Origin of the sequence: Streptacidiphilus sp. MAP5-3, from assembly GCF_041262505.1 — a bacterium.
Taxonomy (GTDB): domain Bacteria; phylum Actinomycetota; class Actinomycetes; order Streptomycetales; family Streptomycetaceae; genus Streptacidiphilus.
In genome coordinates, this window is the sequence record NZ_JBGCCL010000030.1 from 52,662 (window position 1) to 78,798 (window position 26,137).

The window sequence follows — 26,137 nt, forward strand, 5'->3', positions numbered from 1 at the left end:
TGGTGCAGAGCTGGTGCTGTGCGCCCCTACGTTACGCGGCGCCGAGGATGTCCACGACGAAGACCAGGGGTGCGTTGGCCGGAATGCCCGAACCCTGCGGCGGCTGCGCCCCGTAGGCCTCGGCCGCCGGGATGGTCAGCAGCACCCGGGAACCGACCGTCTGCCCGACCAGGCCCTTGTCCCAGCCGGGGATGACCTGACCCTTGCCGATGACGAAGTTGGTCGCCCCGCCGTGGCTCCACGACGAGTCGAAGACCTTGCCGTTGGCCAGAACCGCACCGGTGTACTGGGCGATCAGGTTCTGGCCGGGCTGGACCGTCGGGCCGTTGCCCTTGAGCAGCACCGTGGCGCCCAGGGTCTTCGGGTCGCGCTGCGAGGAGCTGATGGTGAAGGAGGCCGCGGCCTTGTCGTTCATCTGCACCTTGGGCACGTCGGCCGTCGGCGTCTGGGGGGTGCCGTCGGCCGACCCGTCGACGGGGACAGCGGCGGTGATGTCGAAGACCATCGCCAGCGTGTCGTGGCAGGTGATCTGCAGCTGGGGGTAGCCCGCGTTGCCGAAGCCCGCCGCCGGCGGGGCGACGACCTCGACCCGGCTGCCGACCTTCTGGCCCACGACGGCCTTGCTGAACATCGGCAGCATCGGCGTGGTGTGCAGGTTGTCGACCGCGGCGCCGCCGCTGTCCTTGTAGGAGTCCTGGAAGGGCTTGCCGGCCCAGGTCTGGCCGACGATGTTGAAGCCGACCACGTCGTCGTTGGTCACCACCGGGCCGTTGCCCACGGAGATCGGCTTGACGACGAAGTTGCCCGTCGGGTCGCCCTTCGGGACGGCGATGGTCGCGCTCTTGCCGAACTCGCCCGAGACGGTCGGCAGCTGGCTGTCCGTGCTGGTCACGGGCGGCACCGGCAGCGGCGACTGGGCGGCGGAACCGGACGGGCAGGGCGCCGCGGTGTCGGCGGCCGTGGCCGTCTTGGCGCTGCTCCCACAACCGGTGAGCAGCAGCGTGGGCGCAAGAAGCAGCGCGGCGGCGAGTCGGCGCACGGTGATCCTTAGGTGGTGAGCGGTTCAGCGGTCCGCGCCACTCTATGGCCTTGTCCCGGATCTGCGCAGAGACCCCGCCCACAACTCAGGTCACAAGTCGGTCATGTTCACTCCAAAGCTGGCTCCGAGACACGAGGACCGGCCGACGGGCTCGCGCCCACCGACCGGCCCCCACGTCCGGCCCTCGCGTCCGACCCCGACCCCCGGGCTCACATGCCGGCGATCAGCTTCTCCACGCGCTCGTCGACCGATCGGAACGGGTCCTTGCACAGGACGGTCCGCTGCGCCTGGTCGTTGAGCTTGAGGTGGACCCAGTCGACGGTGAAGTCGCGCCGCTGCTCCTGGGCCCGGCGGATGAAGTCGCCACGCAGTCGCGCCCGGGTGGTCTGCGGCGGCACCGACTTGGCCTCGAAGATCTTGAGGTCGTTGGTGACCCGCTCCGCCTGCCCGCGGTTCTCGAGCAGGTAGTACAGGCCGCGGCGACGGTGGATGTCGTGGTACGCGAGGTCGATCTGGGCGACCCGCGGGTGCGACATCGAGATGCCGTTCTTGGCCCGGTAGCGCTCGATCAGCTGGTACTTCATCACCCAGTCGATCTCGCGCTCGACCTTGGCGTAGTCCTCGGTGCGGACCGCTTCCAGCGTGCGGCCCCACAGGTCGAGCACCCGCGCGATCGTGCCGGTGCGGATGCCCCGGTGGTCGGCGAAGTCGCTGGCCTTCTGGAAGTACTCCTGCTGGATCTCCAGCGCGCTGGCCTCGCGGCCGTTGGCGAGCCGGACCAGGCGCTGGCCGGTCAGGTCGTGGGAGACCTCGCGGATGGCCCGGATCGGGTTCTCCAGGGTGAGGTCGCGCAGCACCGTGCCGGCCTCGATCATCCGCAGCACCAGGTCGGTCGCGCCGACCTTGAGCAGCGTGGTGGTCTCCGACATGTTGGAGTCGCCCACGATGACGTGCAGACGGCGGTAGCGCTCGGCGTCCGCGTGCGGCTCGTCGCGGGTGTTGATGATCGGACGGGACCGGGTGGTCGCCGAGCTGACGCCCTCCCAGATGTGCTCGGCGCGCTGGCTGACGCAGTAGACCGCGCCGCGCGGCGTCTGCAGCACCTTGCCCGCGCCGCAGATCAGCTGACGGGTGACCAGGAACGGGATCAGGATGTCCGCCAGGCGGGAGAACTCCCCGTGCCGCGCCACCAGGTAGTTCTCGTGGCAGCCGTAGGAGTTGCCGGCGGAGTCGGTGTTGTTCTTGAACAGGTAGACGTCCCCGGCGATGCCCTCCTCGTGGAGCCGGCGCTCGGCGTCCACCAGCAGGCCCTCGAGGATGCGCTCCCCGGCCTTGTCGTGCGTCACCAGCTCGGCGACGTCGTCGCACTCGGGGGTGGCGTACTCGGGGTGCGAACCCACATCCAGATAGAGGCGGGCACCGTTGCGCAGGAACACGTTGCTGCTGCGGCCCCATGACACGACGCGGCGGAAGAGGTACCTGGCCACCTCGTCCGGTGACAGGCGACGCTGCCCCCGGAACGTACAGGTGACGCCGTACTCGTTCTCCAACCCGAAGATTCGGCGGTCCATGCCTAGTAGTTCACCTTCCCGCCCTGATCGAAACCATGGGAAAAGCGGCTGTTGCTACTCCCCCTCGGCCGCGGCGGCCGAACCGGCCGGCGGCTCCTCGTCGTCGGACGCCGCACTGGCGTCCCCCTCCAGCAGCCGGCTCAGCTGGGTGCCGAGCAGGCGCTTGAACTTTCGCTGCTGCCAACGGCCCCGGTCCAGCACCGCGACCTCCAGTTGCTCCGGGGTCAGGGTGCGGGGCGCGCCGCCGTTCGGGTCCCTGGCCAGGCTCTCTACGGCGAGCTTGAGGGCGTCCAGCAGGGATGTGCCCTCCTCGTGGCGCTGCTCCAGGTAGGTGGCGATGGATTCGGAGTTGCCGCCGACGGCGACCGAGCCGTGCTCGTCCACGACCGAGCCGTCGGGGGTGAGGCGGTAGATCTGGTCGTCGCCCGGGGTCTTGCCGACCTCGGCGACGATCAGCTCGACCTCGTAGGGCTTCTCCCCGGTGGAGGAGAAGATGGTGCCCAGGGTCTGGGCGTAGACGTTGGCCAGACCACGGGCGTTGACGTCCGCCCGGTCGTAGGAGTAGCCGCGCAGGTCGGCGTAGCGGACGCCGCCGATCCGCAGGTTCTCGAACTCGTTGTAGCGGCCCACCGCGGCGAAGGCGATCCGGTCGTAGATCTCGGAGACCTTGTGCAGCGCGCGGGAGGTGTTCTCCGCGACGAAGAGGATGCCGTCGGCGTAGGTGAGCACGACCACCGACCGACCGCGGGCGATGCCCTTGCGGGCGTACTCGGCGCGGTCGGCCATGGCCTGCTGGGGTGAGACGTAGAACGGCGTCGACACCGGTCGCCCCTTCTTCTTGTCGAGCGGTCAGATGATTGGGGGTCAGGAACGGCCCGAACGGCTACAGCAGGGGCGCCTGCGGGCCGTCCGGCTGCTCCAGCCGGTGGCCGAGCACTGCCTTGGCGAGCTCTCCGACCTCCTGGTCGCCGAGGCGGCGGAAGCCCTCGTCGGTGATGACCGAGACGATCGGGAAGATCTGGCGGGTGAGGTCCGGCCCACCGGTCGCGGAGTCGTCGTCGGCGGCGTCGTAGAGGGCCTGGATGACCGCCGTCGCGGCCTGCTCGGCAGTCAGGCCCGCCCGGTAGAGCTTCTTCAACGAGCCCTTGGCGAAGAGCGAGCCGGAGCCGGTGGCGGCGAAGCCCGTCTCCTCGGAGCGCCCGCCGGTGACGTCGTAGGTGAAGATCCGCCCGCGGCTCTGGTCCAGGTCGTAGCCGGCGAAGAGCGGGACGACGGCGAGGCCCTGCATGGCCATGCCGAGGTTGCCGCGGATCATGGTGGTGAGGCGGTTGGCCTTGCCCTCCAGCGAGAGCGAGGTGCCCTCGATCTTCTCGTAGTGCTCCAGCTCCAGCTGGAACAGCTTCACCATCTCCACCGCGAGGCCGGCGGTGCCGGCGATGCCGACCGCGGAGTACTCGTCGGCCGGGAAGACCTTCTCGATGTCCCGCTGCGCGATGATGTTGCCCATGGTGGCGCGCCGGTCACCGGCGAGGACGACCCCGCCGTCGAACGTCGCCGCGACGATGGTGGTGCCGTGCGGCGCCTGGAGCGGCTGCGCACCGGCCGGCAGCTCACGCCGGCCGGGCAGCAGTTCGGGCTGGTGGTCGCCGAGGAACTCGATGAACGAGGACGAGCCCGGCCGCAGGAAGGCAGCCGGCAGACGCCCGGTGCCAGAGAGATAGGCTTCCACAGCTTTCCTTCCGGTTCGTTGAGTCGATCGTGGAGTCGATCAAGGAGAGAATCTACTCTCCACCCTTCTGGACGAAGCCCCGCACGAAGTCCTCGGCGTTCGACTCGAGGACCTCGTCGATCTCGTCCAGGACCGCGTCGACGTCGTCGTCGATCTTCTCCTTGCGCTCCTTGAGGTCCGAGGCCTCCTCGGCCTGGACGTCGGTCTCCTCGACCTCCTCGGAGGAGCGGTTCGCCCGCTGCTGGCCGCCGCCGGTGTCCTTGGTCGCCATTTCCCTCACCCCGCTCTTGAGTGGATCAGCTGATCTCTGACCCTACGGCTTGTAGTCGAAGAACGTCGATCGTTGCCCGGATGATGCCCAAAGGCGTGCAGTTCACCCATGGTGAACGAACACCCTCGTACAGTTACGCTCTGCGCGGACACGCGTTCACACGTGTTCACACCCGACCCCGGCTCACCCTCCGCTGAGCACCCGTACCAGCTCCTCCGCCGTGCGGCAGCGGTCCAGCAGCGCCTTGACGTGGTTCCTGGTGCCGCGCAGCGGCTCCAGGGTGGGCACGCGCTGCAGGGAGTCACGTCCGGGGATGTCGAAGATGACCGAGTCCCACGAGGCCGCCGCGACGTGGTCGGCGTACTGCTCCAGGCAACGGCCGCGGAAGTAGGCGCGGGTGTCCTCAGGTGGCTCGTGGGCGGCCCGCAGCACCTCGGCGTCGTCCAGCAGCCGGTCCATCCGCCCGCGGGCCACCAGCCGGTTGTAGAGGCCCTTCTCCTGGCGGACGTCCGCGTACTGGAGGTCGACCAGGTGCAGCCGGGCGTCGTCCCAGCCCAGGTCGTCCCGGCGGCGGTAGCCCTCCAGGATCTCCTTCTTGGCCACCCAGTCCAGCTGCCGGGAGAGCGACATCGGGTCGCGCTCCAGCTTGCCCAGCACGTCCTCCCAGCGGTCCAGGACGTCGTGGGTCTGCTCGTCGGCGTCCTGGCCGTAGCGGTCCTCGACGTACTTCCTGGCCAGCTCGCAGTACTCCATCTGGAGCTGCACCGCGGTGAGCTTGCGCCCGCTGCGCAGCTGGATCAGGTGCTGCAGTGAGGGGTCGTGGGAGACCTGGTGCAGCGTGCGGACCGGCTGGTCGACGACCAGGTCGACGGTGATGAAGGAGTCCTCGATCATGGACAGCACCAGGGCGGTGGTGCCGAGCTTGAGGTAGGTCGAGATCTCGGAGAGGTTGGCGTCGCCGATGATCACGTGCAGCCGCCGGTACTTCTCCGCGTCGGCGTGCGGTTCGTCGCGGGTGTTGATGATCGGGCGCTTGAGCGTGGTCTCCAGGCCGACCTCGACCTCGAAGTAGTCGGCGCGCTGGCTGAGCTGGAAGCCCTGGGCGGAGCCGTCCTGGTTGATGCCGACCCGGCCGGCGCCGGTGACCACCGGGCGCGAGACGAAGAACGGGGTGAGGTGGCGCACGATGTCCGCGAACGGCGTGGCCCGCTTCATCAGGTAGTTCTCGTGGGTGCCGTAGGAGGCGCCCTTGTTGTCGGTGTTGTTCTTGTACAGGTGGATCGGCTGCGCGCCGGGCAGCTGCAGGGCGCGGTTGGCCGCCTCCTCCATGACCCGCTCGCCGGCCTTGTCCCAGAGCACGGCGTCGCGCGGGTTGGTGACCTCCGGCGAGGAGTACTCGGGGTGGGCGTGGTCCACGTAGAAGCGCGCGCCGTTGGTCAGGATGATGTTGGCGAGCCCGATGTCCTCGTCGGTCAGCTGGCTGGCGTCCGCCGCATCTCTGGCCAGGTCGAAGCCACGCGCGTCGCGCAGCGGGTTCTCCTCCTCGAAGTCCCAGCGGGCCCTGCGGGCCCGGTGCATCGCCGCCGCGTAGGCGTTGACGATCTGGGACGAGGTGAGCATGGCATTGGCGTTGGGATGACCCGGGACGGAGATCCCGTACTCCGTCTCGATGCCCATGACGCGCCGTACAGACATACGGCCCTCCTTCGCGCTGCCGCGGACGAACCCGTGCGGTAACCCGAGACTAAGACTGCCGACTGACAACCGGGAGATCACTGACACGATCGTTGTGACGCGAACGTCCGGCTGTGAGGGCCCACGGGCTCCCGCAGCCGGACGTCTCGAAGGTACTGCGTGGTGCTGGTGTTTCTGCCGTTCTGCGCGTGCAGGTCTTACAGGTCGTGCTGGTCCTACAGGTCGTGCTGGTCCTACAGGTACTGACCCGTGTTGGCCACGGTGTCGATGGAGCGGCCGGACTCGGCGCCCTGCTTCCCGGTGACCAGCGTGCGGATGAAGACGATCCGCTCGCCCTTCTTGCCGGAGATGCGGGCCCAGTCGTCCGGGTTGGTGGTGTTGGGCAGGTCCTCGTTCTCCTTGAACTCGTCCACGCAGGCGGCGAGCAGGTGGGAGACGCGCAGACCGCGCTGGCCGTGGTCGAGGAAGTCCTTGATGGCCATCTTCTTGGCCCGGTCCACGATGTTCTGGATCATGGCGCCGGAGTTGAAGTCCTTGAAGTAGAGGACCTCCTTGTCACCGTTGGCGTAGGTGACCTCCAGGAAGCGGTTCTCCTCGGACTCGGTGTACATCCGCTCCACCACGGCCTGGATCATCGCGGCCACGGCGGCGTCGGTCGAGTCGCCGTGCTCCTTGACGTCGTCCGGGTGCAGCGGCAGCGAGGTCTTCAGGTACTTGGAGAAGATGTCCTTGGCGCCCTCGGCGTCCGGCCGCTCGATCTTGATCTTGACGTCCAGACGGCCGGGCCGCAGGATCGCCGGGTCGATCATGTCCTCGCGGTTGGAGGCGCCGATGACGATGACGTTCTCCAGCCCCTCCACGCCGTCGATCTCGGCCAGCAGCTGCGGGACGATGGTGTTCTCCACGTCCGAGCTGACGCCGGAACCGCGGGTGCGGAACAGGGACTCCATCTCGTCGAAGAAGACGATGACAGGGGTGCCCTCGCTCGCCTTCTCCCGTGCGCGCTGGAAGACCAGGCGGATCTGGCGCTCGGTCTCACCGACGTACTTGTTGAGCAGCTCCGGGCCCTTGATGTTGAGGAAGTAGCTCTTCCCCTGGGGCTGGCCGGTCACCTCGGCGACCTTCTTGGCAAGTGAGTTGGCGACCGCCTTGGCGATCATCGTCTTGCCGCAGCCGGGCGGGCCGTAGAGCAGCACGCCCTTGGGCGGGCGCAGCTCGAACTCCTTGAAGAGGTCGGCATGCAGGTAGGGCAGCTCGACCGCGTCGCGGATCTGCTCGATCTGCTGGCCGAGGCCGCCGATCCGGTCGTAGTCGGTGTCCGGGACCTCTTCGAGGACCAGCTCCTCGACCTCGCTCTTCGGCACGACCTCGTAGACGTAGCCGGAGCGCGGTTCGAGCAGCAGCGCGTCGCCGGCCCGCAGCACGATGTCGCGCAGCGGCTCGGCGAGCCGGACCACCCGCTCCTCGTCCGTGTGCCCGATGACCAGCGCGCGTTCGCCGTCCTCCAGGACCTCCTTGAGCGTGACGATGTCGCCGATGCTCTCGAAGGCCATGGCGTCGACGATGTTCAGCGCCTCGTTGAGCATGACCTCCTGGCCACGCCGCATGTCCTCGAGCGGGATGCTCGGGCTGACGTTCACCCGGAGCTTCCGTCCACCGGTGAAGATGTCGGCGGTGCCGTCCTCGTTGGCAGCGAGGAAGGTGCCGAATCCGGCCGGGGGTTGTGCCAGCCGGTCGACCTCCTCCTTGAGGGCCACGATCTGGTCGCGGGCCTCGCGCAAGGTGGACGCCAGCCGCTCGTTCTGGGCGGTGACACCGTTCAGGTTGGTCTGCAGCTCGACGATCCGCTCTTCGAGGATCCTCGTGTGCCGCGTGGGCTCGGCGATCTTGCGACGCAGAGCTGCGATCTCCTGCTCCAGCATCGAGATCTGGGCCTGTGCCTCTTCAGAACCCCGTGCGGGCCTGCCGCCTCGGGCGTAGTCGTCATCGTGGGCTGCCACGGTCCTCACCTCCTCCGGGGGGAGCTGACGCTTCCAGACCCTACCTGCGCCTGGGAGTGTTGAAACCCCTTGATCGAAAGTCCGAAGGGGTGTGTCCGATCTTCACCCTTGCGTACGTCCCCTCTGGTAAGGCACATACCCACCTCGGCATTGGTCGAAAGCGGTCGGAGGTAGGCTGACGAGGTCAGCGCCATCGAGACCATCAAGAACGCAGAACGGACGGCCGGGATGTCCACCAGCACCGAGAGCGGGGCCACGGAGGCCCTGGAAGTCTGGATCGACCAGGACCTGTGCACGGGCGACGGCATCTGCGTGCAGTACGCGCCCGAGGTGTTCGAGCTCGACATCGACGGGCTCGCCTACGTGAAGGGCACCGACGAGGAGCTGCTGACGGAGCCAGGCGCCTGCGTGCCCGTCCCGTTGACGCTGCTTCAGGACGTGGCGGATTCGGCCAAGGACTGCCCCGGCGACTGCATCCACGTCCGACGCGTCCGCGACCGGGTCGAGGTGCACGGACCCGACGCGGAGTAGTCCGCGCCGACGCAAACGCCCCTCGCCACGTGACGAAGATCACATGACGAGGGGTGAGCTGTCTCTACGTCAGTTCCCGTCGGCGGGAAGGGGCCTGGGACCCCCTCCCGGACGAGGTGACGGGTCCGATCAGACGGAGGCCCCGTTGGCGGCCACCACGGGCTGGGCCCAGGAACCCCCCTTGCCGAAGGCCCAACTGAGGGTCTCGTTGATGTCGGGGCAGCAGTTCGGCACGGAGGCCGAGGAGTAGCCGCTGACCACCGCGCGGATGCTGCCGTCCGACCGCATGGTGACGCTCTGCACGCTCATCCGCTTGGCCGGGTCGAGCAGCGTGGCCGCCAGCACCGGTGCCGCGGCCGCGCTCTTTCCGGGCTCCAGCACGTAGAGGCCGTCCGGCGGCGTGCCACCGGCGGCGTCGCAGCGGGCCGAGGCGACGGTGACCGGGGTGCCGCTGCCGGGCAGGGCCGCGGCGAACTGCTGGTCGATCTTGACCGCCTGACCTGCGCAGTCCAGCGGCAGCTTGGCCTTGGCCGGGTTCGGCGCGGCGGCGGCCGGGACCGGGTGCGCGGCCGGGCCCGCCGCGGTGCCGGCGCCGGTGCCGGCTGCGGCGCTCGCACCGGACCCGGCTCCCGCTCCTGTGCCGGGGAGGTCTCCGGCGACGCGCTGGGCGGCGCCGGCCGGTCCGACCACCAGCACCAGACCGACCACGGAGGCGACACCGGCGGCGGTGGCGATCCAGTGCAGCGGTTTACTTCGCGCGTGGGCGGGGAGTTTTGACAGGGCCTTCGCCTTCTCGGCGACGGCGGCCTCGCCCGCGCTCTCCGCCTCGACACCGCCCGACTCGACACTCCCCGACTCGACGGACTCAACGGTCTCGTCGGACCTCGCCACCAGCTGCACCACCAGGGGACACCCCATTTCCCGCAGTCACCGCGCGATTGTGCGCGTCATCGTCCCACAGTCCGGACGCGCGCAGAACAACGGGGAAGCGACGATTCCGTCGCCTCCCCGTGGAGGTTGTGCAGAGGCCGACTCGAGGCCATGGGACCGGCGCGCGGCTCAGTCGCGCTCGTCGGCCACGCGGTCGAAGTCCTCGACGTAGTCCTCGCCGGAGGCGTCCGCGCGGTCCTCGGCCAGCTTCAGGAACCGGCCCGGCTTGACCTTCTCCGGCGCCTCCGTCTCGCCGTAGGCGCCCTTGGCCGGACGGCGACGACGCAGCGGCGGCTCGACGCCGTCCGCGAGACGGCGCGAGGTGAGCAGGAAGCCGGTGTGACCGATCATCCGGTGGTCCGGACGCACGGCCAGGCCCTCGACGTGCCAGTTGCGCACCATCGACTCCCAGGCCTGCGGCTCGGTGAAGGTGCCGTGCTCGCGCAGCGCCTCGACGGTGCGGGAGAGCTGGGTGGTGGTCGCGACGTAGCAGCAGATCACGCCACCGGGCACCAGCGCCTTGGACACCACGTCCAGGCACTCCCAGGGCGCCAGCATGTCCAGCACGACCCGGTCGATCTCGGTCTCGACCAGCTTGTCCTGAAGGTCGCCCAGGGTGAGCTTCCACGCCGGGTGCGGGCCGCCGAAGTAGCGCTCGACGTTGCTGCGCGCGATCCCGGCGAAGTCCTCGCGGCGCTCGTAGGAGAAGAGCGAGCCGCTGTCCCCCACCGCGCGCAGCAGCGACATGCTGAGCGCACCGGAACCGACACCGGCCTCCACGACGCGCGCGCCGGGGAAGATGTCGGCCATGGTGACGATCTGCCCCGCGTCCTTCGGGTACACGACGGCGGCGCCGCGCGGCATGGAGAGGACGTAGTCGGGGAGCAGGGGGCGCAGCGCGAGGTACTGGGTGTTCCCGGTGGTGCGCACGACAGTGCCCTCGAGGGCGCCGATCAGCTCGTCATGGGAGAAGGCACCCTTGTGGGTGTGGAACGCCTTCCCTGCTTCGAGCGTGATGGTGTGGTGGCGTCCCTTGGGGTCGGTGAGCTGGACCTGGTCCCCGACCTGGAAGGGCCCGCGACGGCGGGCGGCGCCGGTCGGTTGAGTCATGGGGGCTAGTCTACGGGCGCAACTGGGGCCTGCCGACCACGTCGCGCTTGGCTCACGCGGCGGGCGGAGGGGCGGCGACCAGGACGTCCTCGCCCGACATCGCGCGGGAGAAGGCGCGTTCCACGTCGACTGCGGCGAGGACGCCGACGGGTTCGTCGTCCTCCCCGACGACCAGGTACTCCGCCGAGGGCACGGCGCGCAGCGCGTCCAGCAGTTCCTCGCCCGCCAGCCCGGTCGGGACCCGGCTGCCGGGGCCGAGCGGGACCGAGACCTCGCTGACCTGCATCCACGGACGCCGGTGTTCCGGCACCGCCCGCACCGCGCGCTCGCGGACCAGGGCGATCGGCGTGCCAGCGCTGTCGGTGACGATGATGCCGAGCGCACCGGCCGCGTCCAGCCGGCGCAGCGCCTCGGCGAGCGGGGTGTCGGCGGTGACGCTGACGGCGGGTCGGGTCAGCACGCCCGCACTGAGCTCCGGCAGCCGTTCGCGCAGCCGCGCGTTGCGCAGGCTGCTGTTCGCGCCGTTCCAGATGATCGCGGCCAGGATCGCGCCGAGCACGGCGTCGGTCAGCAGTTCGCCGGTGCCGATCTCGGCGGCCTGCGCGGCGGACAGGGCGGGCATGCCGATCAGCACCACCAGGGCCAGGCCACGCCCGGCCCAGGCCGCCGCGACCGTCCCGGCCATCGGGCGGCCGGTGAGCTTCCAGACCACCGCACGCAGCATCCGGCCGCCGTCGAGCGGCAGTCCGGGCAGCAGGTTGAAGACGGCGACGACGAAGTTGCTCAGCATCAACGCCGTCAGCAGCACGCCGGGCACCGTGGCCGGAACCACGAACTGCATCGCGCCCAGGAACACCCCGCCCAGCACCAGCGAGAGCAGCGGTCCGGCGAAGGCCAGCCAGAACTCGCGTCCGGCCGTCTCCGCCTCCTTGGTGATCTCGGAGACGCCGCCGAAGAACTGGAGTTGGATCCGGAGCACCGGCAGCTTGAAGCGCAGTGCCAGCACGGTGTGGGCCAGTTCGTGGATCAGTACCGAGCCGTAGAAGGCGACCGCGAAGAAGAGCGAGACCAGGTAGCGGGCGCCGCCGAGGCCCGGCAGCACGGCGTCGATCTGGCCGCCGAAGAGCCAGGTGATCAGCGCCGCGACCAGGAACCAGCTGGGCGTGACGTAGACCGGCACCCCGAAGGGCCGGCCCATGCGCAGCGCGCCGGGCGGACGCTCGGGATCGGGAGCGCCCGCTGTCGTCTCGCCGTTGCCGCTGTCGCCGCTGCTCACGTCCGCCCCTCCGTGCCCGTCTCCGCGCCACACGCTACGCGATCTCCCGCGCTTGCGGCGCGCGGCGGGCCGTCGGTACACCGTTGCCCCCACCCTCGTGCTTACCCACTTACCCACGCGGTGTCGGTGCCAGGCCATAGGGTCGGACCCATGCAAGCCGCCGACCCCACCGTCGACACCCCCGTCAGCCCCGCAACCGGCACCACCGACGCCGCGCCGGACCTCGCGCCCGAGGCTGCGCCGGAGGTCGCGCCGCCCGCGGTCCCGACCTCGCTCTCGCCTTCGCGGGCAGGCGACTTCATGACCTGCCCGCTGCTCTACCGGCTGCGGGTGATCGACAAGGTGCCCGAGCCGCCCAGTCCGGCGGCCACCCGGGGCACGCTGGTGCATGCCGTGCTGGAGCGCCTCTTCGACGCCCCGCTCGGCGAGCGCACACCCGAGGCGGCGCGGGCGCTGCTACGTCCGGAGTGGGAGAAGCTGCTGCTGGAGCGCCCGGAGGTGGCCGAGCTCTTCCCCGAGCAGGCGGGCGCCGACGAGCTGGCGGGCTGGCTGGCCGACGCCGAGAAGCTCCTCGACGCCTACTTCCGCATCGAGGACCCGAACCGCCTCCAGCCCGCCGAGCGCGAGTTGCTGGTGCAGACCACGCTGGGGTCCGGGCTCCGGCTGCGCGGCTATGTGGACCGGGTCGACGTCGCCCCGACCGGCGAGGTCCGGGTGGTCGACTACAAGACCGGCCGGGCGCCCTCGCGGGACTTCGAGGGCAAGGCCATGTTCCAGATGAAGTTCTACGCGCTGGTGATCTGGCGCGAGCGCGGGGTGATCCCCAAGCGGCTCCAGCTGATGTACCTGGGCGGCGGCGGCCAGGTGGTCACCTACGACCCGGACGAGGCCGATCTGCGCGCCGTGGAGCGGAAACTGCTGGCGCTGTGGCAGGCCGTCCAGCAGGCCCTGGCGAGCGGCGACTGGCCCGCCAACCCGAACCGGCTCTGCGACTGGTGCGCGCACAAGCCGCTGTGCCCGGCGTGGGGCGGAACCCCGCCTGCGTACCCTTTGAGTGTCCCGTCCTGATCGACTGTCCCGACCTGATCAACGTGATCGACCTGATCGACGTGATCGCCGAGTGGAGCGTGCTGTGACGATCCGAGTGCTGCTGGTCGACGACCAGCCGCTGCTGCGCACCGGTTTCCGGATGATTCTGGAGGCCGAGTCCGACATCGCCGTGGTCGGCGAGGCCGGGGACGGGCAGCAGGCGCTCGACCAGGTCCGGGCGCTGCAGCCCGACGTGGTCCTGATGGACATCCGGATGCCGCGGATGGACGGCGTCGAGGCCACCCGCCGCATCGCCGGACCGGGCCGTGACGGCCCGGCCAAGGTGCTGGTGCTGACCACCTTCGACCTGGACGAGTACGTGGTGGAGGCGCTGCGCGCCGGGGCCAGCGGCTTCCTGCTCAAGGACGTCCCGGCGGAGGAGCTGGTCCAGGCGATCCGCGTGGTCGCCGAGGGCGCGGCGATGCTGGCCCCCAGCGTCACCCGCCGCCTGCTGGACATGTACGCCGGTCGGCTCCCGTCCGGCGACGAGGCCCCGCCGCCGTCCCTGGGCACGCTGACCGATCGCGAGGTGGAGGTGCTGAAGCTGGTTGCCAAGGGCCTCTCCAACGCCGAGGTCGCGGGCGAACTGTTCGTCAGCGAGACGACGGTGAAGACGCACGTCGGCCATGTGCTGACCAAGCTCGGCCTGCGCGACCGGGTCCAGGCGGCGGTCTTCGCCTACGAGAGCGGCCTGGTGCGCCCCGGCGGCAACTGAGGCTCCGTCAGCAACCAGGAGCAGGCGAACAACAAACAGGCGAACAGGCAGAGCCGAGGAACGAAACAGGCCCGGCTCCCGCGTGCTGCGGGGCCGGGCCTGCTGCTGTCGTCAGTTGCTGGTCTTGCCGATCAGCCACCAGCGGGGGGTGCCCGAGTCGTCCAGGGTCAGCGGGACGCCGGTGATGTTCGCCTGCGAGGCCGCGTACTGGGAGTTGGTCCAGATCGGTATGACCGGGACGTCCTGGGCGATGGTGTTCTGGATCTGCTTGTACGCCTTCTCCGCGGAGGTACGCGGCGTAATGGACAGCGCCTGCGAGATCTCCTGGTCGAGCGTCGGATTGTTGTAGTTGTTGTAGAGGGCGTTGCCCTCGACGATCGGCGAGATGTAGTCGTCGGCGTCCAGGTAGTCGGCTTCCCAGGCGATCATGAAGGCCTGGAAGTTGCCACTGGTCAGGATCGCCGACTGCATCTGGCCGACGCCGCCGGGGAAGCCCTGGAGGCCGACCTGGAAGATGCCCGTGCTGTTCAGCTGCTGGGCGATCAGCTTGGTCTCGGCCTCCTTGGCCGCGTCACCCCCGCCGTAGGAGAGCGTGAACTTGACCGGGAGGGAGACCCCCGCGTCCTTCAGCTGCTGCCTGACCTCGCCGTCCGTGCGCTGCGGAGTGCTCCACATGCTGAAGGACTGCGAGGAGTTGGCGATGCCGGCGGGCATCAGCGAGTAGGCCGGCGTCACGGTGTGCTGGTAGGGCCCGGAGGCGATCTGGCTGCGGTTGATCAGCTCGGCCACCGCCTGGCGCACGTGGACGTCGTTGAACGGCGCCTTCTTGGTGTTGAAGGACATCATCCGGACCTGGCCGCCGGGGCCCTGCGCGACCTGAAGGCCGCTGCCCAGCTGCTGGTTGTTCTGCATGGTGACGACGTCGTTGGCGTTGAGGTCCTGGATGACGACGTCGGCATCCTTGTCGTCGAGCGCCTTCTTCGTCCCGTTCTGGTCCGCGTAGTACTTGACGTCGACGTAGGAGTTCTGCGGGGCGGTGGCCGCGCCCTTGTAGTTGGGGTTGAGCGCCAGCTTGAGCTCGGTCGGCTGCTGACCGCCGCCCAGGTTGCCCCACTGGGCCGACTGGACCACGTAGCGGCCTGAGCCCACCACGCCGCTGAAGGTGTTCGGCTCGGCCTGGGTGGCGCTGTAGACCTTGGGGTCGACGATGGACGCCACGCCGGAGGCGAGACGGTCCTCCATGGTCGCGTCCGGCTCGGTCAGGTGGAGCACGAAGCGGGTGGGGCTGAGCACGTCGATCGACTTGATCGTGCTGAGCAGGCCGGAGACGCCGGTCTTGGACTTGATCGCGAGCACGCGGTCCAGGGAGAACTTGACGGCGTTGGCGTCCAGCGCGTCGCCGTTGGAGAACTCCAGGCCCGGCTGCAGGTCGCAGGTCACCGTCACGCCGGAGTTGGTGCAGTCCTTGGCGGCGTCCGGCGTCGGCAGGTTGGCGCCCGGCATGTAGGTGAAGAGCTGCTGGTAGATGTTGTAGTACACATTCCACGAGCCCGAGTCGTACGCGTTGGCCGGGTCGAGCGTGGTGAAGGGCGTCGCCGAGCCGACGTTGATCGTCACATTGGGAGCACCGTCGACGGGGCCGGTCGACTTCGACGAGCCACAGGCGGTGGTCGTGGCGATCAGGCCGACGCAGCTGAGCGCCGCCAGCCGCTTGAGTGCTGACATGTGTCCTTCTTCTCCTCGCCGGCGCTGGATCTCACCACCACCCCGCGGCGCGGTATACCACGCAGAGATGGTGCGCAGGATCCGCGGCAGGGTCGATAGAGCGGTAGCCTGCCATACGATCGCACGAACCCCCAGCCGCCCTTTACCGAGGGTTTGGCCAACCGGCCGGAAATGCGGCGGAAGTGACGCCACATGTACTGATTCGTCCGTTTTAGCGTTAGCAGGTAGTTACTTTTCCGCACGTTCACAGGCTCCTCACAAGATCGCGGAGGGGCTGGACATGGCGGAGCGTCAGCCCCCTGCGACCAGCGCCCGCAGCATCGCGGTGTCGACACCCTCCAGAGTGGTGCGCACGGTCGTCCGCGGCCCCTCCTCGATCGCCGCGACCGAGGGCACCGCCAGCACGTGGCAGCCCGCCGCCTGACCGGCCCGCACTCCCGTCGGGGCGTCCTCGATCACTACGCAGCGCGCCGGGTCCGCCCCGAGCCGCGCGGCGGCCAGCAGGTACGGGTCCGGGTGGGGCTTGGTCCGTTCGACCTCGTCGCCAGCGACGGTGAAGGCGAAGTTGTGCGCGCCGAGTGTGCGCAGCACCTGGTCGATGATCCGCCGGTGCGACGCGGAGACCAACGCCGTCGGGACGCCGTGCGCGGCCAGGTCCGCAAGCAGCGCCTTGGCGCCCGGCAGGACCGGGACGCCCTGGCCGATCAGCTCGACGAACCGCTCGTTGATCAGGTCGCCCAGCCGCTCCGGCGTCAGCGGGGCGCCGGAGACCGCCAGCAGGTGGGCCACCACCCGCGACATCGGGCCACCGACCACGATCTCGCGCTCCTCGGCCCCGATCGGGTGGCCGAGCTCGGCCAGCAGCGTGCTCTCCGCCTCCCACCAGAAGTCCTCGGTGTCGACCAGCGTGCCGTCCATGTCGAGCAGGACGGCCTGCAGGGTGCGGGAGGCGACTGTGGTCACGGGCGGTTCCGGCTTTCTTGCGGCCCGGCGTCCGGGCGAGACGGCTCGGGCCGATCACCACCGAGGTGACCGGCCCGGGGCCCCCGGCCGGAGGCCGGCCAAGGGAGGGTCCTACATCGTAATCCTGTCGAGCTCAACGCGCGTTGACGAACGTCTCAACGCGCGTTGAAGTACTTCGCCTCCGGGTGGTGGATCACGATGGCGTCGGTGGACTGCTCCGGGTGGAGCTGGAACTCCTCGGAGAGCTCGACGCCGATCCGCTCCGGGCGCAGCAGCTCGGCGATCTTGGCGCGGTCCTCCAGGTCGGGGCAGGCGCCGTAGCCGAGGGAGAAGCGCGCACCCCGGTACTTCAGGGCGAACATGTCGCGCATGTCCTTCGGGTCCTCGGAGGAGAAGCCCAGCTCGGCGCGGACGCGGGCGTGCCAGTACTCGGCCAGGGCCTCGGCCAGCTGGACGGAGAGGCCGTGCAGCTCCATGTAGTCGCGGTAGGAGTTCTCCGCGAACAGCTTGTTGGCCGCCTCGGAGATCCTGCTGCCCATGGTGACCACCTGGAAGGCGACGACGTCCTTCTCGCCGGAGTCCTCCGGGCGGAAGAAGTCCGCCAGGCAGAGCCGACGCCCGCGCCGCTGGCGCGGGAAGGTGAACGCGGTGCGCTCCCGGCCGTCCTCACCCAGCACCACCAGGGAGTTCTCCCGCGAGACCGCCGGGAAGTAGCCGTAGACCACGGCGGCCTCCAGCAGGCCCTCCGTCTGCAGCCGGTCCAGCCAGCCGCGCAACCGCGGCCGACCCTCGGTCTCCACCAGCTCCTCGTAGCTCGGACCCCCGGCACGCGCCGCCTTCAGCCCCCACTGCCCCTTGAACAGCGCGTCCTCGTCCAGCCAGGAGACGTAGTCGGCCAGCGCGATGCCCTTGACGATCCGGTCGCCCCAGAACGGCGGGGACGGCACCGGGTTGTCGGCGGCCACGTTCGAACGGGTCGTGGTCTCCTCCGGCTCGTCCACCTCGACCTTGGCGTGGCGGCGCTGCCGCAGCTCCGGCAGGGCAGCGCCGGGGACGCCGCGCTTGACCGCGACCAGCGCGTCCATCAGCCGCAGGCCCTCGAAGGCGTCGCGGGCGTAGCGGACCTCGCCGGCGTAGATCTCGTGCAGGTCCTGCTCGACATAGGCGCGGGTCAGCGCCGCGCCGCCGAGGATCACCGGGAACTCGGCGGCCAGGCCGCGCTGGTTGAGCTCCTCCAGGTTCTCCTTCATGATCACCGTGGACTTGACCAGCAGGCCGGACATGCCGATCACGTCCGCCCGGTGCTCCTGCGCGGCCTCCAGGATCGCCGAGACCGGTTGCTTGATGCCGATGTTGACGACGTTGTAGCCGTTGTTGGACAGGATGATGTCGACCAGGTTCTTGCCGATGTCGTGGACGTCGCCCTTGACGGTGGCCAGCACGATGGTGCCCTTGCCCTCCGAGTCGGACTTCTCCATGTGCGGCTCCAGATGGGCCACCGCCGCCTTCATCACCTCGGCGGACTGGAGCACGAACGGCAGCTGCATCTGGCCGGAGCCGAACAGCTCGCCGACCGTCTTCATGCCCTCCAGCAGCACCTCGTTGACGATCTCCAGCGCGGGCCGGACGGTCAGCGCCTCGTCGAGGTCCGCCTCCAGGCCCTTGCGCTCGCCGTCGACGATCCGTGCCTGCAGCCGCTCCTCCAGCGGCAGCGCGGCCAGCTCCTCCGCCTTGCCCGCGCGCACCGAGGCGGCGCTGACGCCCTCGAACAGCTCCAGGAACCGGCTCAGCGGGTCGTAGGCTGGCTCGTCGCCCTGCTCGGGCCGGCGGCGGTCGTAGACCAGGTCGAGCGCGACCTCGCGCTGCTCGTCCGGGATCCGGTTCATCGGCAGGATCTTCGCCGCGTGGACGATCGCCGAGTCCAGACCGGCCTCGACGCACTCGTTGAGGAAGACCGAGTTGAGGACCTGACGGGCGGCCGGGTTGAGGCCGAAGGAGATGTTGGACAGACCCAGCGTGGTCTGCACCGCGGGGTGACGGCGCTTCAACTCCCGGATGGCCTCGATGGTCTCCATGCCGTCGCGACGCGACTCCTCCTGGCCGGTGGCCAGGGTGAAGGCGAGACAGTCGACCAGGATGTCGTGCTCCGCGATGCCGAAGCGTGTGCCCAGGTCCTCGATCAGGCGCTCGGCGATGGCGACCTTCGTCTCGGCGGTGCGGGCCTGGCCCGCCTCGTCGATGGTCAACGCGATCAGCGCCGCACCGTGCTCGGACGCCAGCGCCGCGATCCGGCCGTAACGGGAGTCGTCCGCGTCGCCGTCCTCGAAGTTGACCGAGTTGAGCACCGCGCGACCGCCGAGCAGCTCCAGACCCGCCCGCAGCACCTGCGGCTCGGTGGAGTCCAGCACGATCGGCAGCGTCGAGGCCGTGGCCAGCCGACCGGCCAGCTCCTTCATGTCCGCGACGCCGTCACGGCCGACGTAGTCGACGCAGAGGTCGAGCAGGTGCGCGCCCTCGCGGATCTGCTCACGGGCGATGTCGACGCAGGCCTGCCAGTCCCCCGCGACCATCGACTCACGGAACTTCTTCGACCCGTTGGCGTTGGTCCGCTCACCGATCGCCAGGTAGGAGGTGTCCTGGCGGAACGGCACCGACTGGTAGAGCGAGGACGCCGCCGCCTCCGGCTGCGGGGTGCGCGGCGCGACCGGCCGGCCCTGGACGCGCTCCACGACCTGGCGCAGGTGCTCCGGCGTGGTGCCGCAGCAGCCACCGACCAGGGAGAGGCCGTACTCCCGGGTGAACACGTCGTGGGCGTCGGCCAGCTCCTCGGGCGAGAGCGGGAAGACCGCGCCGTCCTTGCCCAGCACCGGCAGACCGGCGTTCGGCATACAGGAGAGCCCGACCTTGGCGTGCCGGGCCAGGTAGCGCAGGTGCTCGCTCATCTCGGCCGGGCCGGTGGCGCAGTTCATGCCGACGTAGTCGACGCCCAGCGGCTCCAACGCGGTCAGCGCCGCGCCGATCTCGGAGCCCAGCAGCATGGTGCCGGTGGTCTCCATGGTCACCTGGGCAAGGATCGGCAGGCTGATCCCGGCGTCGGCCTGCGCCTGCTTGATGCCCAGCACCGCGGCCTTGACCTGGAGCAGGTCCTGCGCCGTCTCCACCAGCAACGCGTCCGCGCCACCGGCGATCAGACCGGCCGCGTTCTGCCGGAAGCCCTCGCGCAGCGCCTCGAAGGGCATGTGGCCGAGGGTCGGCAGCTTGGTACCGGGACCGATCGAGCCGAGCACCCAGCGCTGCCGGCCGTCCTTCGCGGCGAACTCGTCCGCGGCCTCGCGCGCGATCCGCGCGCCGCACTCGGCCAGCTCGAAGATGCGGTCGGCGATGTCGTACTCGCCCATGGCGGACAGGTTCGTGCCGAAGGTGTTGGTCTCCACGCAGTCGACGCCGACCCCGAAGTAGGCCTCGTGCACCGAGCGGACGATGTCCGGGCGGGAGACGTTCAGCACCTCGTTGCAGCCCTCGTGACCCTGGAAATCCTCCAGGGTGGGGTTCTGCGCCTGGAGCATGGTCCCCATGGCCCCGTCGGCCACCACAACCCTGGTGGCGAGCGCCTCGCGCAGCGCGTCGGCGCGCTCTTGGGCGGCAGGAGGGACGAAAACGGCCATGGTGAGCTCCCTGTGTGCGACGGCTGTCGACTTTGCGCCCACACGGACGCGGGCGCACGCGCCCAGCCTATTGCAGGGACACATGGTGAGCTCAGGGATTCCGCCAGGTGGGACACGGGCGGCCACCGCGGCCCTGGTCAGCGGTGTCCGGAAAACGACGGGACACCACCCGGAGCAAGCACATCGGGTAAAAGGAATGGTTGCCCGTACGCTGGGCACTTACAGTCCGTGGGACGAGCTGAATCGGGCCCGTACCAGGCAAGTGGAGGGAGGCCCCGGGGTGATCGAGCTTGAGGACATGCCCGAGCTCATCGACCCGGTCATGGTGGCCGCGTTCGAGGGCTGGAACGATGCGGGGGACGCCGCCTCCACCGCTGTCGCGCATCTGGACGAGATCTGGGGTGGGAAGGTCTTCGCGGAGCTCGACGCCGAGGACTACTACGACTTCCAGGTGAACCGTCCCACGATCTGGATGGACGGGGGCGTCCGCCGGATCACCTGGCCCACGACCCGGCTCTCGGTGGTCCGGGTGACCGAGCCGAAGACCCGCGACCTGGTGATCATCCGCGGCATCGAGCCGAGCATGCGCTGGCGCAGCTTCTGCCAGGAGCTGTTGGGCTTCGCCCACGAGCTCGGCGTGGAGATGGTCGTCATCCTGGGCGCGCTCCTCGGCGACACCCCGCACACCCGGCCGGTGCCGGTCAGCGGCGTCACCTCCGACCCTGACGTGGCCTCCTCGCTGGAGCTGGAGGAGAGCCGGTACGAGGGCCCGACGGGCATCGTCGGCGTCCTGCAGGAGGCGTGCGCCCACGCGGGCATCCCGGTGGCGACGTTCTGGGCGGCTGTCCCCCACTACGTGGCTCAGCCGCCGAACCCGAAGGCGACGCTGGCGCTGCTGAACAAGTTGGAGGACCTGCTGGACATCCGGGTCCCGCTGGGCGAACTCCCGGACGACGCACGGGCATGGCAGCTGGGCGTCGACCAGCTGGCCGCGGAGGACAGCGAGGTCGCGGAGTACGTCCAGCAGCTGGAGGAGGCCAGGGACACGGTCGACCTCCCCGAGGCCTCCGGCGACGCGATCGCCCGCGAGTTCGAACGCTACCTGCGCCGCCGCGACAACCAACCGCCGAAGGCGGGCGAGTAGCGCTTTTGCAGACGGGCCGCTGCACTACTCCAGCGGCGCGGGGAACTGCGGCAGCACAGGCCCGCTTTGTCGCGCCCACGCGGCGGAGCCGCACATCAGCAGAGCCCCCGCGCCCCGGACAGCGCAAGTAACTCATCGCAGCGACATCAGCCAACGCGGGATTGACGCCTGGTGACCGCACGGTGCACAGCGCGGAGCGCGGTGTGGAGAGCGACCGTCCGGTAAATATTGGCTCAACAATGGTCCCGCCCGCAGCTACACCAGGCAGGTGATCTGACCGATTTTCACACTTTCGACCCAGCCTGTGAGCCCGCCACCGCGCAATCCCCACAACTACCTGCCGTGACACTCTCCTCAGCAGGCACGTTGTGGGCTTACCGTATGCGTCATGACCTCCCGCTCCTACGACGGAGTCGGTTACTACGCTCCGTCCTTCTCCTCGGACACCCCGATCTACGACAGTCTCGTGGCTGAACGCGGCGTCCCCCAGATCGCGCCGATCAACGTGCCTGCGGCGCTGCCGCCGGCCGCATACGACAGCTTCGGCTCGTCGTCCTACGGGTCCTCTTTCGGCCAGGGCGGCAACCTGCCCGCCATCGCCACGCCCCGGCTCGCGCTGGGGCCGGGGCCGAGCAGTCCCAGCTATGCACCTTCCACTCCGACGCCCGCGCACTACCCGGCCCCGCAGCCGTACATCCCGCAGCAGCCGCAGTACGCCGGCGGGCAGACGTACGGCGGGAACCAGCAGCAGTTCGGCGGGCAGCAGTTCGGCGGGCAGCAGATGACGCCGTCGCACGGCACGCCCGTCGCGCCGGTGACGCCGCTGCGCTCCGGGTACCCGCAGGCCCAGCCCCAGCCGGGGCAGCCGCAGTACGCGCAGCCGCAGGCGGGCGGCGGTTACGGCTACCCGCAGCAGCAGCCCGGCGCCGGTTACGGCTACCCGCAGCAGCAGAGCGGCGCCGGATACGGCTACCCGCCGCAACGCGGTCGCTGAGCACCGCACCACGGAGCGACACCGCAGGGCGAAGGACGGGAGCGACACTCGGGGTCCGGGCCACCGGCACCCCGGGTGGACGTCGGGAGCTGGCACCATTGGGGGTATGGCCCAGCTCACCGCCTTGCGAATACATCCGGTCAAGTCGTTCCACGCCGTTCCGGTCGACGCGTGCCGAGTCGAGCCCTGGGGGCTGGCCGGGGACCGTCGTTGGATGCTGGTCGGCGAGGACGGCGAGACGCTGACGCAGCGCCAGGATCCGCGGCTGGCACGGTTCCACGCGTCCGTTGCCGAGGACGGCACGCTGACCGTGGAGCACCCGGACGCCGTCGCGCCGCTGCGTGTGCCCGCACCCGCGGCTGCCGGGCTGACGCAGGTCTCGATCTTCGGCGACGGCTTCAGCACGCCGGTCGTCGACTCCGCCGAGGTCGCCGCCTTCTTCCGCAAACTGCTCGGCCGCGAGCTGCGGCTCGCCCGCCTGGACCTGCCGGAACGTCGTCCGGCCCCGGCGACCACCACCTTCGCGGACCAGTACCCACTCCTGCTGACCACCACCGGCTCCCTCGACGCCCTCGACGGGCTGATCGCGCGGGACCAGCCGGACGCCGTCGCGGCCGTGCCCGTCCCGATGGACCGGTTCCGCCCCAACCTGGTGCTGGACGGCTGCGCGCCCTGGGCCGAGACCGGCTGGCGCCGGATCCGCATCGGCGAGGTCGAGTTCGAGGTCGTCCAGCAGTGCGGACGGTGTGTGATGACCACCGTCGACCAGGAGGCCGGGGTCTTCACCGGCCAGCAGCCACTGCGGACGCTGCGCAAGCGCCGCCGCTTCGGCAAGGAGGCCGCCTTCGGCATCCACATGGTGCCGCTCGCGCCCTACGGCACGCTGCGGCTCGGCGACGAGCTCACCGTGCTCGACGCCGGTCCGCTGCCGCACCCCGACTGAGCGCGCGGCACGCTCCCGGCGACCCGGGATCCCGTCCGAACGGCGGAAACTGACGCCGCATCCAGATCATCATCCCTACGAGCGACCACCCGACGTCGCCTCGCTCGTTGTCATCGTTGTCACAGGAAGAGGGCCAGGACCAGGTGCCGGACGCAGTACCGTGGGCGGACGCGGCAGAACGGAAGAGCTGGGGGCAGCGGATCGTCATGGGAGCAGGCGTGGTGCGGGTGACCCTGGACGGCGCCTCGCGCTGGCGTCGCCGCTCGGGTGAGTACACCACCGTGGCCGACGCGTTGGCGGCGGCCGAGCCCGGCGACACGATCGCCCTCGGCGCGGGTGTCTACCGCGAGACCGTCGTGCTCGACAAGGCCGTGACGCTGCGTAGCGCCGAGGGCCCGGGGACGGTGCGGATCGAGCCGCCGACCGGTAGCGCGCTGGTGGTGGCGGCCTCGGCGGCAGTGCACGGGCTGGTGCTGGAGGGTCAGGACGGATCCGCACCCGCGGTGCTCCTGGCGGCGGGCGCACCGGAGTTGGCGGAGTGCCGGATCTCGACCCGCTCGTCGGTAGGCATCGAGGTGCTGGGCGATGCGCGGCCGGTGGTCAGGCAGACCACCGTGGAGAACCCCGGCGGGCTGGGCCTGCGGGTCTCGGACGCCGCCGAGGCGGTGGTCGAGGACTGCGTGGTGGACAGCGCCGGCCAGTCCGGCGTGGTGGTCCGCAGCGGCGGCAGCCTGCAGCTGACCCGGTGCCGGATCCGCCAGTGCACCGGCGCAGGGCTGGTGCTGACCGGTGAGGGCAGCCGGGCGCGGCTGGACGAGTGCGAGATCTCCGAGGTCAACGGCAACGGCGTGCAGGCCGACAGCCTGGCCGAGGGACTGCTGGCCGACTGCACCGTCTCCCGGGTCAGCGACAACGGCCTCACCCTGGACGGGCAGGCGACGCTGACGCTGGAACGCTGCCGGATCCACGAGGTCCCGGAGAACGCCGCCGACCTGCGCGGGCGCTCGCACCTCTCGCTGACCGACTGTCAGCTCCGTGCCTTCGGCCGCAACGGCCTCTCGGTCTGGGACGCGGGCACCACGGTCGCCGCGACCAGCTGCGAACTGCGCGACAGCACCGGCGACTACCCGGCGGTCTGGGTCATCGACGGCGCGGGCGCGACGCTGACCGACTGCCGGATCCACGACGTGCCGGACGCGCTCTTCGTGCTGGACCGGGGATCCACCGCGGAGGCGGTCGGCTGTTCCATCGCCCAGGTCCGCAGCACGGCCGTCTCGGTCAGCGCGGGCGGCCAGGTGCGGATCGACGCGCTGCGGGTGCAGGATGCGACGACGGGGGTCTGGTTCCGCGACCACGGCAGCATCGGGTTGCTGACGGGCTGTGAGATCGCGGACGTGGCCACGGCCGTGATCGTCACCAAGGGCGCGGACCCGGTGGTCCGCAACACCGTGCTGCGCGGCAGCGGGGAGGCCGGGGTCTACGTCTCGGCGGGCGGCCGGGGCACCTTCGAGGAGTGCACGGCGGTACACGGCAAGGGCTTCGGCTTCCATGTGATCGACGGCTGCGCGACGGTGCTGACGCGCTGCCGCGCGGAGCAGAACGCCCGTGGCGGCTTCGAGTTCAGCGAGCCCGGCCCGGTGGTGGAGGCCTGCGTCTCCGACGACGCGAAGCCGCTCGCGCCCGCGCCCGCCGCCAGTAGCCTGCCGGTCCCCGCCGACCCGTCCGGCGCTCCCCTGGCGACGACGGCGCTGCCGACGCAGGCGCGGCTGACGGCGGCCCAGCAGACCACGCGGCAGCGCGCGGAGGCACTCGGGCAGATCGCGCCGATCCCGGACTGCCGTCCGGCCGACGAGGCGCTGGCGGAGCTGGACGCGCTGGTCGGTCTGGCGACCGTCAAGCAGGAGGTGCGGACGCTGATCGACCTGATCTCGGTCGGCCGTCGCCGCCGCCAGGCGGGCCTCAAGGCGCCCTCGCTCCGCCGCCATCTTGTCTTCACCGGCTCCCCCGGTACCGGAAAGACCACGGTCGCCCGGCTCTACGGCGAGATCCTCGCCTCCCTCGGCGTGCTCCAGCGCGGCCATCTGGTCGAGGTGGCCCGGATGGACCTGGTCGGCGAGCACATCGGCTCGACCGCGCTGCGCACCGCCGAGGCCTTCGACCGCGCCCGTGGCGGGGTCCTCTTCATCGACGAGGCCTACGCGCTGGCCCCGGAGGACGGCGGGCGCGACTTCGGCCGCGAGGCGATCGACACGCTGGTCAAGCTGATGGAGGACCACCGCGACGAGGTGGTGGTCATCGTGGCCGGCTACACCACCGAGATGGAGCGGTTCCTGGGTTCGAACCCGGGCGTCGCGTCGCGGTTCTCACGGACCATCACCTTCCCGGACTACTCGGCAGAGGAGCTGCTGCAGATCGCCCGCGCCCAGGCCGAGGAGCACGAGTACGACCTGGCGGAGGCGACGGCGGAGGCGCTGCTCGCGCACTTCGACACGTTGCCGAAGGGCCCCGGCTTCGGCAACGGCCGCACGGCCCGTCAGGTCTTCGAGACGATGATCGAGCGCCACGCGGTCCGCGTCGCCCACCTCCCCGACCCGACGACCGAGCAGTTGCAACTGCTGATCCCGGAGGATCTGCCGTAGGGCGCTTCGCTCCGGCTGCGGTTGCACTGCCTAGAGGCGCGGGGAACTGCGCGACAAGCCACCCGGCCACGTAGCGCCCCGAACGCGCAGGGCCATCCGCATGTCAGT

At 70.2% G+C, this 26,137-nt stretch carries 20 protein-coding genes; 7 read left to right on the plus strand and 13 right to left on the minus strand.

The window, feature by feature from the left end:
* Positions 1-31: 31 nt before the first annotated feature.
* The 7 genes from ABH928_RS30580 to arc all read right to left on the minus strand — a co-directional run bounded on the left by ABH928_RS30580 (position 32) and on the right by arc (position 8,305).
* The gene (locus ABH928_RS30580; RefSeq protein ID WP_370071892.1) at positions 32-1,039 is read right to left on the minus strand and encodes an FKBP-type peptidyl-prolyl cis-trans isomerase; all 1,008 of its coding nucleotides are present in this window, start codon (positions 1,037-1,039) and stop codon (positions 32-34) included.
* 209 nt (positions 1,040-1,248) lie between these two features.
* Complete coding sequence (gene pafA / locus ABH928_RS30585) at positions 1,249-2,610, minus strand: Pup--protein ligase (RefSeq protein ID WP_370071893.1); 1,362 nt, start codon at positions 2,608-2,610, stop codon at positions 1,249-1,251.
* A 54-nt stretch (positions 2,611-2,664) separates the two neighbouring features.
* Positions 2,665-3,432 carry a proteasome subunit alpha gene (gene prcA / locus ABH928_RS30590; protein ID WP_370071894.1) on the minus strand — a complete coding sequence of 256 codons (768 nt, stop codon included), beginning with the start codon at positions 3,430-3,432 and terminating at the stop codon, positions 2,665-2,667.
* Positions 3,433-3,493: 61 nt separating this feature from the next.
* Positions 3,494-4,339: a proteasome subunit beta gene (gene prcB / locus ABH928_RS30595; RefSeq protein WP_370071895.1), complete on the minus strand. Its 846-nt coding sequence runs from the start codon at positions 4,337-4,339 to the stop codon at positions 3,494-3,496.
* Between the two features lie 52 nt (positions 4,340-4,391).
* Entirely contained in the window at positions 4,392-4,610 is a 219-nt protein-coding gene (locus ABH928_RS30600) for a ubiquitin-like protein Pup (protein ID WP_370071896.1), read from the minus strand.
* Between the two features lie 183 nt (positions 4,611-4,793).
* Positions 4,794-6,305, minus strand: coding sequence for a depupylase/deamidase Dop (dop, locus tag ABH928_RS30605; RefSeq protein WP_370071897.1), 1,512 nt, complete (start codon positions 6,303-6,305; stop codon positions 4,794-4,796).
* Between the two features lie 233 nt (positions 6,306-6,538).
* Positions 6,539-8,305: a proteasome ATPase gene (gene arc / locus ABH928_RS30610; RefSeq protein ID WP_370071898.1), complete on the minus strand. Its 1,767-nt coding sequence runs from the start codon at positions 8,303-8,305 to the stop codon at positions 6,539-6,541.
* Between the two features lie 228 nt (positions 8,306-8,533).
* Between arc and ABH928_RS30615 the strand changes: the two genes are divergently transcribed.
* Positions 8,534-8,836 (plus strand): ferredoxin, encoded by a 303-nt coding sequence (locus tag ABH928_RS30615; RefSeq protein ID WP_370071899.1) that lies wholly within the window; start codon positions 8,534-8,536, stop codon positions 8,834-8,836.
* Positions 8,837-8,965: 129 nt separating this feature from the next.
* Here the strand turns inward: ABH928_RS30615 and ABH928_RS30620 are convergent, their stop codons facing one another.
* From ABH928_RS30620 to ABH928_RS30630, 3 genes are all read right to left on the minus strand, one after another.
* Positions 8,966-9,727: a hypothetical protein gene (locus tag ABH928_RS30620; RefSeq protein ID WP_370071900.1), complete on the minus strand. Its 762-nt coding sequence runs from the start codon at positions 9,725-9,727 to the stop codon at positions 8,966-8,968.
* A gap of 168 nt (positions 9,728-9,895) precedes the next feature.
* Complete coding sequence (locus ABH928_RS30625; protein WP_370071901.1) at positions 9,896-10,876, minus strand: tRNA (adenine-N1)-methyltransferase; 981 nt, start codon at positions 10,874-10,876, stop codon at positions 9,896-9,898.
* Positions 10,877-10,928: 52 nt separating this feature from the next.
* Positions 10,929-12,290 (minus strand): site-2 protease family protein, encoded by a 1,362-nt coding sequence (locus ABH928_RS30630; RefSeq protein ID WP_370071902.1) that lies wholly within the window; start codon positions 12,288-12,290, stop codon positions 10,929-10,931.
* Positions 12,291-12,302: 12 nt separating this feature from the next.
* On the opposite strand from ABH928_RS30630, the gene ABH928_RS30635 reads away from it, so the two are divergent.
* Positions 12,303-13,220 carry a RecB family exonuclease gene (locus tag ABH928_RS30635; RefSeq protein WP_370071903.1) on the plus strand — a complete coding sequence of 306 codons (918 nt, stop codon included), beginning with the start codon at positions 12,303-12,305 and terminating at the stop codon, positions 13,218-13,220.
* 64 nt (positions 13,221-13,284) lie between these two features.
* Positions 13,285-13,956: a response regulator gene (locus ABH928_RS30640; protein WP_370071904.1), complete on the plus strand. Its 672-nt coding sequence runs from the start codon at positions 13,285-13,287 to the stop codon at positions 13,954-13,956.
* A gap of 111 nt (positions 13,957-14,067) precedes the next feature.
* Here the strand turns inward: ABH928_RS30640 and ABH928_RS30645 are convergent, their stop codons facing one another.
* From ABH928_RS30645 to metH, 3 genes are all read right to left on the minus strand, one after another.
* Positions 14,068-15,681 (minus strand): ABC transporter substrate-binding protein, encoded by a 1,614-nt coding sequence (locus tag ABH928_RS30645; protein ID WP_370071905.1) that lies wholly within the window; start codon positions 15,679-15,681, stop codon positions 14,068-14,070.
* A 291-nt stretch (positions 15,682-15,972) separates the two neighbouring features.
* Positions 15,973-16,644, minus strand: a complete 672-nt coding sequence (locus ABH928_RS30650; protein WP_370071906.1) for an HAD family hydrolase — start codon at positions 16,642-16,644, stop codon at positions 15,973-15,975.
* A gap of 155 nt (positions 16,645-16,799) precedes the next feature.
* Entirely contained in the window at positions 16,800-20,309 is a 3,510-nt protein-coding gene (metH, locus tag ABH928_RS30655) for a methionine synthase (RefSeq protein WP_370071907.1), read from the minus strand.
* Between the two features lie 280 nt (positions 20,310-20,589).
* Between metH and ABH928_RS30660 the strand changes: the two genes are divergently transcribed.
* The 4 genes from ABH928_RS30660 to ABH928_RS30675 all read left to right on the plus strand — a co-directional run bounded on the left by ABH928_RS30660 (position 20,590) and on the right by ABH928_RS30675 (position 26,029).
* The gene (locus tag ABH928_RS30660; protein WP_370071908.1) at positions 20,590-21,453 is read left to right on the plus strand and encodes a PAC2 family protein; all 864 of its coding nucleotides are present in this window, start codon (positions 20,590-20,592) and stop codon (positions 21,451-21,453) included.
* A gap of 388 nt (positions 21,454-21,841) precedes the next feature.
* On the plus strand, positions 21,842-22,447 hold the full coding sequence (locus ABH928_RS30665; RefSeq protein ID WP_370071909.1) for a DUF6643 family protein: 606 nt from the start codon (positions 21,842-21,844) through the stop codon (positions 22,445-22,447).
* A gap of 106 nt (positions 22,448-22,553) precedes the next feature.
* The gene (locus tag ABH928_RS30670; protein ID WP_370071910.1) at positions 22,554-23,390 is read left to right on the plus strand and encodes an MOSC domain-containing protein; all 837 of its coding nucleotides are present in this window, start codon (positions 22,554-22,556) and stop codon (positions 23,388-23,390) included.
* Between the two features lie 206 nt (positions 23,391-23,596).
* A complete protein-coding gene (locus ABH928_RS30675; RefSeq protein ID WP_370071923.1) occupies positions 23,597-26,029 on the plus strand; it encodes a right-handed parallel beta-helix repeat-containing protein in 2,433 nt (810 codons plus the stop codon).
* Positions 26,030-26,137: the final 108 nt, after the last annotated feature.

What these genes read in the sequence shown, in the direction of transcription:
- pafA (WP_370071893.1), bottom strand. Translation starts at nt 2,610, where the DNA reads ATGGACCGCCGAATCTTCGGGTTGGAGAACGAGTACGGCGTCACCTGT.
- ABH928_RS30600 (WP_370071896.1), bottom strand. Translation starts at nt 4,610, where the DNA reads ATGGCGACCAAGGACACCGGCGGCGGCCAGCAGCGGGCGAACCGCTCC.
- dop (WP_370071897.1), bottom strand. Translation starts at nt 6,305, where the DNA reads ATGTCTGTACGGCGCGTCATGGGCATCGAGACGGAGTACGGGATCTCC.
- ABH928_RS30615 (WP_370071899.1), top strand. Translation starts at nt 8,534, where the DNA reads ATGTCCACCAGCACCGAGAGCGGGGCCACGGAGGCCCTGGAAGTCTGG.
- ABH928_RS30625 (WP_370071901.1), bottom strand. Translation starts at nt 10,876, where the DNA reads ATGACTCAACCGACCGGCGCCGCCCGCCGTCGCGGGCCCTTCCAGGTC.
- ABH928_RS30630 (WP_370071902.1), bottom strand. Translation starts at nt 12,290, where the DNA reads ATGGCCTGGCACCGACACCGCGTGGGTAAGTGGGTAAGCACGAGGGTG.
- ABH928_RS30635 (WP_370071903.1), top strand. Translation starts at nt 12,303, where the DNA reads ATGCAAGCCGCCGACCCCACCGTCGACACCCCCGTCAGCCCCGCAACC.
- ABH928_RS30645 (WP_370071905.1), bottom strand. Translation starts at nt 15,681, where the DNA reads ATGTCAGCACTCAAGCGGCTGGCGGCGCTCAGCTGCGTCGGCCTGATC.
- metH (WP_370071907.1), bottom strand. Translation starts at nt 20,309, where the DNA reads ATGGCCGTTTTCGTCCCTCCTGCCGCCCAAGAGCGCGCCGACGCGCTG.
- ABH928_RS30665 (WP_370071909.1), top strand. Translation starts at nt 21,842, where the DNA reads ATGACCTCCCGCTCCTACGACGGAGTCGGTTACTACGCTCCGTCCTTC.
- ABH928_RS30670 (WP_370071910.1), top strand. Translation starts at nt 22,554, where the DNA reads ATGGCCCAGCTCACCGCCTTGCGAATACATCCGGTCAAGTCGTTCCAC.
- ABH928_RS30675 (WP_370071923.1), top strand. Translation starts at nt 23,597, where the DNA reads ATGGGAGCAGGCGTGGTGCGGGTGACCCTGGACGGCGCCTCGCGCTGG.